Raw genomic sequence first — 12,335 nt, forward strand, 5'->3', positions numbered from 1 at the left:
TGGCGTCAACTAGGCGATGCTACCCCCGATTCCTCTTCGACCACCGCGAAGGCATCCCCGCTGTTTGAGGCTCACAAGCAGAAGGATTTTCTCCAAGGAGCTAAACAGTCCCCAGAGAAGGCGCCCTCCGTCTACGCTTGAGGTGGCGTTTTCTCGGCAGATACACATTCGTTTTGCCGCACTGATTTCAACACACAAGCAATCCGCGGAGTGCGTACATTTTCTTGGATTCTCCGAGACCGGTCAGAGATCGCAACTCTTGGAAGTCGTTGTTGAAGATTTCGGCCTCATTTCATCAATGCCACCAAGCTGCACGACGGCTCGTCTTGATCGGATACATACTAACACAAATGCAAGTATGCTTCCCATTGCGCAGACCGCAAGAGATACGAATGCATTTGAGATTCCGTGCTGACTTTGGATAGAACTGAAGTACAATGGCGCAAACGATGCCGTTGACAATCGGAAACCGGTTATCAATCCAACTCGACTTCCGTAGCCGTCTCGTCCGAACATCGATAGTGGCAGCGTTCCGCGACAAATGCTGTTTAGACCTGAGCTAAACCCAAGTAATACTACGAAAATCGTAACTCCAACGATGGTTTCAGAAGCGAGGGCAATGACGACCGTGGCCGCGGAGAGCAGAACACATGAGAGAATTGTGAGTTGAATTGCAGCAATCCTTTCCGTGAGCGAGGCTGCAAACAGCCGTATTAGGACCTGTGAAGGCCCGAAGAGTGCTGAAACGAAAGCTCCTTCGAGACTCAAGCCAATCGATGAGAGGATTGGGATCATTTGGCCAAGAAATGCTGAGAAGACAAATGTGCTGAGCGAAAATCCCAACGTTACCAACACAAAATCAAACACATTTGGAGAGGACGGCGAGCGCACTTGCAAGTCACGGATCTTGTTTTGATCCGTAGAGCCCGCAGAGGTCATCCGAACAGCCCATTCGATTAGCGGAAGGCTAACGAGAATATTGGATGCCGCATAGATCCAAAGGATTTCTCTCCAGGAGATAAACGAGAGCAGCAGGGAGGTAAGCGGCCAGAATAATGTTGACGAGAAACCAACGATCAAGGTCAACACTGTGATTTGCCGCTTTGCACGGACTGCATCTCGCTGGACCAAGAAAACGAATGCAGCCTCATAGAAAAGAAAAGCAGACGCAATCTGCATGCCGAATAGTGCGATGGCGAACACGACCGCGCTCCAAGAAATTGCTGCTATCCCTAAGCTACTAGCTCCAACGGCTGCGGCGATTTTCATCGCTCTGCCGGCGCTATATCGGTCCATAAGACGACCGGCTATCAAGGACGTCAGCGCACTCGCAAAAAGCGCCCAGCTAAAGCAAGCGAATATCCATTCATTTGAGGTTGCGAGGTCAAGGGCAACCTTGTCGGCAACGACAGCAACGCAATAATAGAGTGTGCCGTAGCTGATGATTTCTACACCGCCTAGTGCCGAGACCACAAACGTGTCCTCGTTCCAGATGGTCGCTAGCCTTCTCTTCGGTTCGGTTCTCATATTTTGCCGGCCGCAGCTCGCGATTATTAAATCGTTGTCTTTGAAACTGAGCTGGGATCACTTGCCGGGCCACATATATCGAGGTTGGCTGTCATCTCACGAAGTCTGATCGCCCGCATCTAGTAACTCCAAGATAGAAGTGACCGCAGAGTGGTTGTCTGAAAGGGCCCTTCGAAGATGGAATATGGCGCGAACCCGAGCGAGCTTTGTGCCGTCGAACGGCTAGGCACGACCGACATCGAGCAGAACGACCATAAATGACTTGCTCAACTCGCCGCTCAAATCGGTGCAAAGCCAGCGAGCGAAAGCACCAGATCGATGGGCAAACACAGCGAGATCACCCATACGACCAATCCTCAGGTCAAGTGCGCTATGGAAAACGTCAGTCACAAGACTGACCACGACAAGTACCAGACCGATTGCGAACACCACGTCGTGCACCATCGTGAAATGCCGATGAATCGCGGCATTCACGATCCAGCTGCCCGTGCGCGGAGCGAGTGTGCCGCCAGTTTATTTGTTCCTATCTACCACCGCGCGTCGATGCGCGGCAGCCGTTGACAGCTCTCCGCCGGGATTGGCAAGGACCGTGCCAACGCGTACTGAGATGGAAAACGCGCGTTCGGAAACTTGATAGCGTGTACTCGGTTAACGCGGAAAACTCGGCATTACAGCGCATCCGCAGACGCGCGCGTTTGGAAACAATAGAGTGCAAAGACGCCATCTGGAGTCTGGCCGCTGCGCGCTTCGCGTCATCAATGTCTGAATGAAGACGGCCAATGTCGGAACTCAAACAAGAGCGGCTCAGGTAATCCACAGGAGCACCTGTAGATGACCTGCCACATGCCTCGACACCGAGGCTCGACCGCTCGGATCAAGTGTTTGAGGTTGGCGAAGACCTGCTCGACCGGATTGAGGTCCGAACTGTAGGGCGGCAGGAACAGCAAATGTGCCACCGCGGCGTGGAGGATCGCCAGTACGGAGCGCCGCGATCATGGCTGGCAACGGCTGTGTGGCACTCACAGTGGTCAGGCCTTCCTGTAGGAGATCAGATTCCTCATGTGAGTCTGGAAGAACTTCGTCAATTGTCCAATGTACTTGGCATCACGGCGCCACAGTGAATGATCTGGATGCCTTGGCAGACTTGGACTAGGAAACGGTGGTTCCGTGGTGTCAAAATTGATGTACGTCGATCCGACATTCGTCACGATCCAATAGAAGCTCCTAGAGAAGAAGGCTTCCTGTGGCGCAAGCCCTTCCAAAGCGATGCCCGGGTCGCACTGATGTCACTGACGGACAAGAACTTACAAGCATTTGGCGAGCCTCGCATCACAACAGGAAGCACTCGATGAGGGTGCCGTCAGGAATGTGGTTGGAATTGTCGTAGCGCAGGCTCCGAGAATTTGAAGATAACGTTTCAGGCGGCGAGGTCAATTGGCTGAGCGATGGGTTTTTCGGCGAGCGTTTTCCAGCCGTCGACTTTGCGCATGTTGATCTGGCCGGAGGCAAGCAAAGCCCAGAACAACATTGCAGCGGTTTCGGCAGAAGGCAGCACGGTTTGCGTCTTGATGCGTCGCTTGAACTCCTCGTGCAGCCGCTCGATCGCATTGGTGGTGCGCGCGCTCTTCCATTGTTCGGGAGGCAGGCGGGTGAAGCTGAACAGGCGTGCGCCGGCTTCCTCGAGGCTGTCGGCAACGGCACGGTGTTTGAGGCGCCATTTACGAATGAAAGCCTTGCGTCGCGCTTCGATCTGCTGGCTTGTTTCTGCGTAGATCATATCGTTGTAGTCGGCGGTGATTTCCTCGTGCAGGCGCTCCGGCGCGTGCGCGAGCAGGTTTCTGTGCTTGTGCACCGTGCAGCGTTGGAGTGGCACGCTGCCCCACACCGCGGCGATGGCGCTGTCGAGCCCCGCCGCGCCATCGACGATGAGGAACTCAGGCCGCTGCAAACCGCGCCTGGTTAGATCGTCAAGCACACTGCGCCAGGCCTCGGCGCTTTCACCGCCCATGTTCTTGATCGCGAGCAGAACTTTCTGTCCGTCGGCGCGCACCCCCAAGACGACAAGCAGCGAAATCGAAGTGGCTTTGCGGTCGAGCCGAACGCGAACCACCGTACCGTCGAGGATCAGCCTGACGATCGGCTCGTCGGCCAGCGAGCGGGTATTCCAAGCGTCCCAGTCGGTCTTCACCTTGCGCCAGGTTCGGCTCACCGTGTCCTTGCTCACCGCGCCGCCAAACAGCGCCGTCAACGCCCGACGAACCCGCCGCGTGTTGGTGCCGGCCAGATAGGTGGCGGCGATCACCGCATCCGCCGCGATGGTACGGCGCTGGTAGGCCTTCAATGCCTTGCTCTTCCATTCGGTCGTACCGCCGTCGGGGGTGTTCAATCGCGCGCGCGGCACGGCCATCTCGACCGGGCCAAACGTCCCAAGCAGCGAGCGCGACCGGTGGCCATGACGATGGCCGGTACTCCCCTCTGCCGTGCTGGCTTGCCTGCCCGCGTCCGGCGCAATACGCCCATAGCAAGGTCGGGAAAGCACCGCATCGAGTTCCTCCTCCATCATCGTCTCGATGAAATCGCGCACCCGGCCGCGCACTCCAAATTCGATCGGGTCAAACCAATTGTCGAAAAGCTGGGGGGCTGTCTCCGCTGCATGTGTCGCGGAATCAGGCTGCATGGTATGCTTCTTCATGGCGTAGTCTCCAGCCCAGCGCGCTAACGCCGGGTGATTCGAGGTTGAACACCCCGCAGACTACGCCAACTTCAATTCCTACCAATCTCGCGACGGCACCTCGATGAGTTCGTTTTGATGAATTCGGTATTCGCGAATTGACTGAGTTCGCTAGCAGCGTCAGTGCACTCAGGCATCGCCTAGAAAAAGCTCGATTGAAAGTCGCTCTGGATTTCTGAGGACCAAACGCGCAATCCCCATAAATGGGCGCGGGTGCCTAGTCGCGTTAACTCCGAGGCGAGACACAATGCAGTTAAAGTAAGGGGTGCGCGTGTCCTCCCAGGACCTCTCACTGTGGCCCTCCCCCAGCAGCTACTGGTTCTACGGGCATTGCCGTGTGGCTTCTGAGAAAGCCTTGATGGGCCGCCTCGATCTGCCGGCCCCCTCAAGCGAAGTGTTTTCGGAGCCCGGACGTCGTGCCGATTTCTCTTGTGGCTCGCTTCTACGTCGCTTCGAGACGAATATAAGCCGAGTGTCGACAGAGAAGCCTTTAGCAAAGCTGGACGCTGGCCAGTCCCTTAGATCTAGAGCCTCCGGACAGGGGATCGCTGACGAGCAGACCTTTCTCGAGGCGTCACGTAGCTCTGGAGTTGGGCGGAAGCGAGCGCCGCGCGTGAGCCTCTCGGTTAGCTTGGAGCTCCCGAGCCGAAAATCGCGAACGATACGGCGCGCTAAGCAGCAACACAAAAAGCGCCCTGTTGGCCTCATAGCTGGCCGCGGATCGGCTGCTTCTTGAACCCATCATTACCAGCGTGCCTTCGATGGTGCAGACCGACCATAACCATCTTCGCTTGCGCTGCTTTAACAAAAGCTCGAATACTGGAAATCGATCAGACATCGCATCAGCCCCTGAAGCCATGACCTTTACCGTAGTCTGCATTCCTGCATTATAGCCCAACTAGGCGGGTGCCGATCTATCTGTTGCGCATGCTGGTTCTACGCGCACTGCCGTGTGGGTTTCTAAGAGGCCTTGATGGACGCCCGTTACCCTCGCGGCTTGCAACTCAGACATAGCTTGATCCGCATCCCGCCTGAGCGTCCAGGCTTCGATCTCGATTACATCCTCGATGCCGCGGCGAGCTTCCGCAGATTTGGAGACGGGTGGCCTATCGGGCTTCCGATCACGCTCGGCTACCTCGGTTGGGCAGCTCCCAAGTCAGATAGGGCTCGAGCCGGGTCTCGAGGTAGCAGCACCATCCGTTGGCAGTGGCACGAAGTAGCTGGCCGCATCCCTCGTGCGCGCTTCGCTATCGGACTGCTCGGTTTCGGCCAAGTCCTGCCCAACGCAGAACGCTCTCTCTTCTGCTCCGGTAAGCACGATCGCACTCACGTCGTTACGCTCGCAGGCGACCGCCAGCTTGTCTCACATGTGATCACGCATACTTAGGTAGACGCATTGAGGCAATCTGGCCGATTAAAAAGGATCAGGAGAACGCTCTATAGCACTTCGACCTATACTTTATCCGCCGCTGCAATTTTCTTCGGCTATTTGCCGCAGTTCACGAGCATTACTGGGCTGCGCGATGCTTTCAGCGTCCCACGTTACAGCTCCGTCGGTCGGCGACTCGGTCTTTTAGAATTCGCTAAGTTGGTCCGCGTGGGAATTCGTCGACGAAACTCCGGTATCGCGGATCTTAGTAGTAGACGAGATGTCTTACACATTTGAATGAGGTCCAGCGAGTCGAGGCTTGCACCTGCCACTCGGGCATAGGTGCCTGGAGCTGGACGCCGCTGCGTCCAGATGCGAACTACCTCAACACTGATCGTGCCGACCCAAGCCAGCAAGATCGATAACGACGTGGTCCGGATGACCCGCATCATTGGTGCGATGCAATCGCCAGACTTAACGCATCTCGCGAAGAGCCGCCGACACAGAGGATACTCTCTCTCAACTCTGATAAGCTCATGACGCCGCCCCAAACCGCAAAAATAGCTTTTTTGGTCGTTCCCGCATTGTTTAGTGATGAGCTAGGTGTTTAGTCCCGAGCTTTGATGGTGCATTCTTATCGCACGATTCGAAGGATGCGCTATGGGACAAGTTTTACACGGCTGCGCCACCACGACGGAGGCAATCCGTCGAGCAATACAGAATAGTCAAGAGAGCCTGAGGGCGCTCGCCAGGCGCTATGGGATCAACCAAAAGACCGTCGCGAAGTGGAAGGAGCGCGAGACCGTCGCCGATCTCCCGACAGGCCCGAAGGAAGCCAAATCGACCGTGCTTTCCATCGAGGAGGAGGCGATCATCGTCGCTTTCCGGCGGCATACGCTATTGCCGCTCGATGATTGCCTCTATGCGCTCCAGCCGACCATCCCGCATCTGACGCGATCATGCCTGCATCGCTGTCTCCAGCGCCACGGCATCAGCCGATTGCCGGAGGTCGAAGGCAGCAAGCCTCCGAAGAAAAAGTTCAAGGCTTACCCGATCGGTTATTTCCACATCGACATTGCTGAGCTCCAGACCGCTGAAGGCAAGCTCTACCTCTACGTCGCCATCGATCGCACCAGCAAGTTCGCCTTCGTGCAACTGGTCAGGAAGACGGGAAGGACCTCCGCCGCGGCCTTCCTCGAAGCTCTGATTGCGGCTGTCCCCTACAAGATCCACACGGTTCTCACCGACAATGGGATCCAGTTCACTTTCCCGCCGCGCTACGCAGACGGCCCGACGGCAAGATACGTGACACATATGTTCGATATGCGCTGCCAAGAGAATGGCATCGAACATCGGCTAACCAAGATCAAGCATCCCTGGACCAATGGCCAGGTCGAGCGCATGAACCGCACGATCAAGGAAGCGACCGTCCAACGCTACCATTACGATCGACACGATCAGCTCGAAGCACACCTTGCCGACTTCATTAACGCCTACAACTGCGCTCGGCGGCTGAAGACCCTGAAGGGTCTCACGCCCTACGAATACATCTGCAAATGCTGGACTTCCCAGCCAGAACGATTCAAACTTAATCCGCTCCAGAAAATGCCGGGACTAAACACCTAGACGACCGATTCCATGAAATCTGCGTCATGGATTAGGTGGATTGGTGGAACGGACGGGCTGTTGGGGGATTCCTCGTTTGCGGTCGGCGAAACGAGGAGCTGTATCATGGCAGGATGGCGGCGAGCGGTCGAATTGGCAATGAGTGATGAAGAGATAGCGACCTTGACGACGCTTTCGCGGTCGAGGATCGAACTGGCGAGCCGGGTGTCGCGGGCGCAGATGCTGCTGGCGTATCGGGAAAATCCTTCGTTCTGCGCGGTGGGCCAGAGACTTGGGGTCCATCATCAGACGGTGCAGCGCTGTGTCGAGCGGGCGCTGGCCGATGGCCCGCTGGCAGCCCTCGACGATCGCCCGCGACCGGGCAAGGAGCCGACGATCACGCCTGAGGCCAAAGCCTGGTTGGTGTCGCTGGCCTGCGACAAGGCCAAGGACCACGGCTATCCACATGAGTTGTGGACGACGCGGCTCTTGGCACGCCATGCGCGCGAACACGGGCCGGCGGCGGGGCATGCGTGCTTGGCCAATTTGGTCCAGGGAACGGTGTGCAAGATCCTCGGCCGAGAGGAAATCAAGCCGCACAAGGTGCGCTACTATCTTGAAAATCGCGACGCCGAGTTCGAACAGAAGATGGCGGAGGTGCTGTGCGTCTATCGGGAAGTCGAAGTCCTGAAGAAAGCCTCTGCCAAGGGAAAGAAGAAGCGGGGAAAGCCGGTGACGATCGTCTCCTGCGACGAGAAGCCGGGAATCCAGGCCATCGCAACGACGGCGCCGGATTTGCCGCCCAAGCCTGGCGTCCACGCCACCTTTGCGCGCGATCATGAATACAAACGCCATGGCACGCTCAGCCTGTTGGCTGGGATTGATCTGCTCACCGGCAAGGTCCACGCCCTTGTCAAAGATCGCCATCGCAGTCGAGAGTTCGTCGAACTCCTCAGGCTTATCGATGACGCCTATCCGCCGAACACTGCGATCAAGTTGATCCTCGACAATCATTCCGCGCACATCTCGCGAGAAACCAGAGCCTGGCTCGCCACTCGACCAAGCGGGCGCTTCGAGCTCACCTTCACGCCCAAGCACGGCTCATGGCTCAATCTCATCGAGGGATTCTTCTCCAAGTTCGCCCGTTCAGTCCTCCGCCACATCCGGGTGGCCTCAAAACACGAACTCAAGGAGCGCATCATGGCCGGTATCGACGACGTCAATCGCCATCCGGTCATCCACAGGTGGTCCTACAAACTCGCCGACGCCGCCTGATATGATTCAAACCAAGAAAACGCTGACCTAGGAGCCTGTCTGAGTAGTGACTGGTCAAGAGGGAGCGAGTCTGATTCCTTGCGCAGCCATGAGCAAGGAATTTCGCCCCTGGAAGATCGACGAGGCCCAGCTTCTGCCGCCGAGCGTGCAGGATTATGTGCCGAGGGACCACGTTTCGCGGCTGATCGTGTCGCTGGTCAGGGAAAGCCTTGATCTATCGGCGATCATAGGCAGCTACCGAAGCGGGCTGGGGCAGCCGCCGTTCGATCCTCGGATGCTGACGGCGCTGCTTCTGCACGGCTACCGAAGTCGCTACCGCTTGCGCAAGCAGATCGTCGAAGCCGTCTTCGGACAGATCAAACAGGCAAGAGGGTTCAGGCAATTCCTGCTGCGCGGCATCGAAAAGGTCAGCGCAGAATGGGCGCTCATCTGCACCGCTCACAACCTCGTCAAGCTCGCAAGGGCCGCCTGAGCCGCCATTATCAAGATAAAACTGCCTTCCCAAAGCTAACTGGACAGGCTCCTAGAGTGGATCTCGAGCAGATTGAATCGTTTGGGATTCCCAAATCAAGCTGGCTCTGATTCAAGCTGTCTGCCGGCGAAGGAGGCCGGTGGGCATGGCGACATCCATTTCGTCAGTAAGCGTGTAGTCGCGGCTGTTGAAGGAGGTATATCGCGTCGAGCGGCTGCGGCGCACTTTCGGAGTGGACGCGTCGCGTGCGATCCGCTGGGTGGCGCGGGCGCGCGAACGACGAAGCCGCAGAGTGGGGGTCGACGTTCGCGGGCGATCGAAGCGCAGACCGCATTCTCGTGCTGATTGCGGCCACGCCTAACAGCACGCTGAATGAGAAGCCGGAGCTCGCCGCCGATGGACATGCCTTCAGCGTCTCCGCCTTGTCGCGCTTCTTCCAGCGCCGGAAGGTTCACACGCTCAAAAAAAGACCGCGCACGCTGCTGAGCAGGAGCGGCCGGACGTCGTGAAAAAGCGGGAGGAATGGGGCGGCGCCAGCTCACCTTCGCCCCGACAAGCTCATCTTCATCGATGAGCATGCGCGTCGACCAACATGGCGCGTACCCGCGGGCGCGCGCGCCTCGTGGCGAACGACTCGCGCTTCCATCCCGCACGGCCATTGGAAGACGACGACCTTCGTCGCCGGGCTGCGCCTGTCGGGCATGGTCGCGCCGATGGTTCTCGATGGGCCGATCAACAGAGCTGCGTTCCAGGCCTATTTCGATCACGTTCTCATTCCAGAATTGCGGCAAGGCGATATTGTCGTCATGGACAATCTGGGCAGCCACAAAGGCGCCAGCGTCCGCGCGGCGGTCGAGGCTGCCGGTGCAAAGCTCCTCTATCTTCCGCCTTACAGTCCCGACTTCAATCCGATCGAGAACGCCTTCTCCAAGCTAAAAGCGTTGCTGCGTACAGCCGCCGAGCGCACCGTCCGTTGCGTCGACTGTTTCACGCCGCGCGAATGCGCCAACTACTTCGCAGCCGCAGGATACGAGCAAACCTGATCGGTAATCGCTCTAGTGAAGCATAAGCATTAAAGTCCATATGTGCGCGCGACCGAGTGAGGTCGATGGCTATCGGGACCGAGAACGCAGGCGGATACTCGCTAAATTGGGATTCACTCCTTCGACCACTTTTCCTGCTCCACGGAATGATCGCTCCAGTACTCATCGTCGATGCAGACTGTTCTTATCATTGTGAGATCCGGCATCCGCACCATGCCCCCTTATGGTTTGCTCGGCACCTTTTTGTCATGCTAGGGCTTGAGGCCCTGGTCGAAAATTGCGCTAGTCGTCGCTGTCGCCTGACTCTATAGACCGACATTGGCCCACGGAATGGCGACGAAAAAATGTAGGGACAGCGCACTGCTTGCCTTGTTCTCCTTCGAAGACGCAGCAAATTGTCTAGGCTGAGTTGTTGAGTGCCTGCGCTACCAGCGCCTTTATCATCCGGTAGTAGTAGGTGCGAATGCCTCCTAGGACCTGGGCCATGAAAACAACCGCTAATTTCTCCTCTGGATCGATCCAGAAGAACGTTCCACCGTGGCCAGCCCACATGTATTCGCCTTCGGAACCCGGCACGCCTGCCAGCCCAGGCCCTTGCCGGACCATAAAGCCCAGTCCGAAAGTATAACCATCCACGCCCATCAGAGCTTTGCCGGGTAATGCAGGCAGCCCGGGACGATTGCCGAGGTGATCCGAAGTCATCAGTTTAATAGTGGTCGGGCTCACATACCGACGGCCGTCTAGCGTGCCGCCGTTCAGCATCATTTGACAAAAACGCAGGTAGTCGGCCGGTGTCGACACGCCCCCCACTCCGGCAAGCTCATTCAGCGGGTCAATCTTCACGTCGAGAACATGCATTTTCCTACGCAGTGGCTCGGCAATTCGGTTCCAATTTGCCTCAGGAACCTTAAACCCCGTATCAACCATGTTGAGCGGGCGGAAGAGTCGCTCGTCAAGAAACGCCGAAAGACGCTGGCCCGAGACCGCCTCGATGACGCGGCCGAGCACATCTACAGCCAAGCTGTACTCAAAGGCGGTGCCCGGCTCACGCACGAGCGGCGCTTTGGGCAATACCTGCGATGAATTGTTCGGGCGTGATCAAGCGAGACGGCTCGGTAAGAAGCTTTGCTTCCGCGTAAGCCGCTCTGATCTCCGGAATATAGGAGAACTCTCCGTAAGTGAGGCCCGCCGTATGTCGGAAGAGATCGTGGACGGTTATCGGGCTCTTGGCCCGCTGTCGGGTAGTCTTGCCGTCCCGGGTGACTATGACTTCCATGTTGGCCAAGTCCGGCAGGAACTTAGAAACTGAATCGTTGAGCTGGATCTTGCCTTCCTCGACCAGCATCATGGCGCCCACCGAGGCGAGTGGCTTCGTCATGGAATAGATGCGGAAGATCCCATCCTCGGTCATCGGCTTGCCCGCCGCCTTGTCTTGGAAACCGATCGCTTCGGAACAAATTAACTGGCCTCGCCGAGCAATCATAACTACGGCACCCGGCATGCGCTCCGCATCGACTTCCTTTTGCAGCACCGCGCGGATTCGGGCGAGGCGCTCTGGCGAGACATCGACGGTTTCGGGCTTGGCCGTTGGTAAGCCGTGCGCGAAGGCCCGGCCCACGAGCTTTAAGCGCGCCGGAAAAATAAGCGACTTCAGCCCAGCTCTCATTGATTGCCCCCTGAGCTCCCGCAGCCTTCGTTGTGCGAGAAAAGGCAAATCGCGATCACATGACTGACCGTGCATCGAATAGTCACTTGAACCAAGTCTCCGGTGGTTCGAACCCATCGATCTCCGATATACCGAAGTTGCCCGACGCACCTTGCGTCGGGGAGCAACTTGGGAGTTAGGGCATCGACGCGCCGCACCGACCGTGTCCATGCCCAAGACACGTCCTGCAATTGACATGCCGCTCGAAGGCTGTCGATGATACGTCTAGTGGGGCGCGGGCGGCACGGCCGAGCGATATTGGACATTGCGAGCAGACGCCAATTCCCGTAGCGCTAAGTAACGTGTCGGTCATCGAACAGGCGTGTCAGCGATCGAACAGATGAGCCAGATTTGCCTTTCAAGGGTTCGGGATTTCATATAACTAGATGCTCCAGATCACATGACTATGCTCCAGAGCGCCAGACATCACGCGTCGGCAATCGCTGAAAACAGACCGCGGCGTCGATCTCCGAACCGGGTCGGCGCGCCTTCGTCGAAGGTTGTCGACTAATCAGAAGACTGACACGGTCACACCGCCTTGATGCGTAATCAGGATAGACGAGCGCGGGCTCGCAACCTTAATCGGCAATATGGAAGCCCGGATGTCT

At 57.4% G+C, this 12,335-nt stretch carries 8 protein-coding genes and 2 pseudogenes; 5 read left to right on the forward strand and 5 right to left on the reverse strand.

Going from position 1 to position 12,335, the window contains the following annotated elements; all coding sequences use genetic code 11:
* Positions 1-243: 243 nt before the first annotated feature.
* The gene (locus tag ACFXS9_RS21135) at positions 244-1,473 is read right to left on the reverse strand and encodes an MFS transporter (protein WP_392691766.1); all 1,230 of its coding nucleotides are present in this window, start codon (positions 1,471-1,473) and stop codon (positions 244-246) included.
* Between the two features lie 372 nt (positions 1,474-1,845).
* On the opposite strand from ACFXS9_RS21135, the gene ACFXS9_RS21140 reads away from it, so the two are divergent.
* A complete protein-coding gene (locus ACFXS9_RS21140; protein WP_392691769.1) occupies positions 1,846-2,088 on the forward strand; it encodes a hypothetical protein in 243 nt (80 codons plus the stop codon).
* Between the two features lie 194 nt (positions 2,089-2,282).
* On the opposite strand, the gene ACFXS9_RS21145 is transcribed toward ACFXS9_RS21140, so the two are convergent.
* Positions 2,283-2,504: a transposase gene (locus ACFXS9_RS21145; RefSeq protein ID WP_392699914.1), complete on the reverse strand. Its 222-nt coding sequence runs from the start codon at positions 2,502-2,504 to the stop codon at positions 2,283-2,285.
* A 440-nt stretch (positions 2,505-2,944) separates the two neighbouring features.
* A complete protein-coding gene (locus tag ACFXS9_RS21150; RefSeq protein WP_392699916.1) occupies positions 2,945-4,204 on the reverse strand; it encodes an IS256 family transposase in 1,260 nt (419 codons plus the stop codon).
* 2,083 nt (positions 4,205-6,287) lie between these two features.
* Here ACFXS9_RS21150 and ACFXS9_RS21155 point away from each other — a divergent pair.
* The 4 genes and pseudogenes from ACFXS9_RS21155 to ACFXS9_RS21170 all read left to right on the forward strand — a co-directional run bounded on the left by ACFXS9_RS21155 (position 6,288) and on the right by ACFXS9_RS21170 (position 10,022).
* Positions 6,288-7,253 (forward strand): IS481 family transposase, encoded by a 966-nt coding sequence (locus tag ACFXS9_RS21155; RefSeq protein WP_392691772.1) that lies wholly within the window; start codon positions 6,288-6,290, stop codon positions 7,251-7,253.
* 105 nt (positions 7,254-7,358) lie between these two features.
* Entirely contained in the window at positions 7,359-8,507 is a 1,149-nt protein-coding gene (locus ACFXS9_RS21160; protein ID WP_392691775.1) for an IS630 family transposase, read from the forward strand.
* A 295-nt stretch (positions 8,508-8,802) separates the two neighbouring features.
* A pseudogene (locus tag ACFXS9_RS21165) lies at positions 8,803-8,979 on the forward strand (transposase); the annotation flags it as partial.
* A 153-nt stretch (positions 8,980-9,132) separates the two neighbouring features.
* Positions 9,133-10,022: pseudogene (locus ACFXS9_RS21170) on the forward strand (IS630 family transposase).
* A gap of 399 nt (positions 10,023-10,421) precedes the next feature.
* Here ACFXS9_RS21170 and ACFXS9_RS21175 read toward each other — a convergent pair.
* Both ACFXS9_RS21175 and ACFXS9_RS21180 read right to left on the reverse strand, forming a co-directional pair.
* Positions 10,422-11,093 carry a serine hydrolase domain-containing protein gene (locus ACFXS9_RS21175; protein WP_392691777.1) on the reverse strand — a complete coding sequence of 224 codons (672 nt, stop codon included), beginning with the start codon at positions 11,091-11,093 and terminating at the stop codon, positions 10,422-10,424.
* Complete coding sequence (locus ACFXS9_RS21180) at positions 11,068-11,688, reverse strand: serine hydrolase domain-containing protein (RefSeq protein WP_392691778.1); 621 nt, start codon at positions 11,686-11,688, stop codon at positions 11,068-11,070. Before ACFXS9_RS21180 ends, ACFXS9_RS21175 begins: the two co-directional genes overlap by 26 nt.
* Positions 11,689-12,335 lie beyond the last annotated feature (647 nt).

The organism is Bradyrhizobium sp. RDI18 (genome assembly GCF_043203335.1).
GTDB classification, from domain to species: domain Bacteria; phylum Pseudomonadota; class Alphaproteobacteria; order Rhizobiales; family Xanthobacteraceae; genus Bradyrhizobium; species Bradyrhizobium retamae.

Bases quoted from the DNA above. Each gene is read 5' to 3' on its own strand.
- ACFXS9_RS21150 (WP_392699916.1), bottom strand. From the start codon at position 4,204: ATGCAGCCTGATTCCGCGACACATGCAGCGGAGACAGCCCCCCAGCTT.
- ACFXS9_RS21140 (WP_392691769.1), top strand. From the start codon at position 1,846: ATGGGCAAACACAGCGAGATCACCCATACGACCAATCCTCAGGTCAAG.
- ACFXS9_RS21155 (WP_392691772.1), top strand. From the start codon at position 6,288: ATGGGACAAGTTTTACACGGCTGCGCCACCACGACGGAGGCAATCCGT.
- ACFXS9_RS21180 (WP_392691778.1), bottom strand. From the start codon at position 11,688: ATGAGAGCTGGGCTGAAGTCGCTTATTTTTCCGGCGCGCTTAAAGCTC.
- ACFXS9_RS21160 (WP_392691775.1), top strand. From the start codon at position 7,359: ATGGCAGGATGGCGGCGAGCGGTCGAATTGGCAATGAGTGATGAAGAG.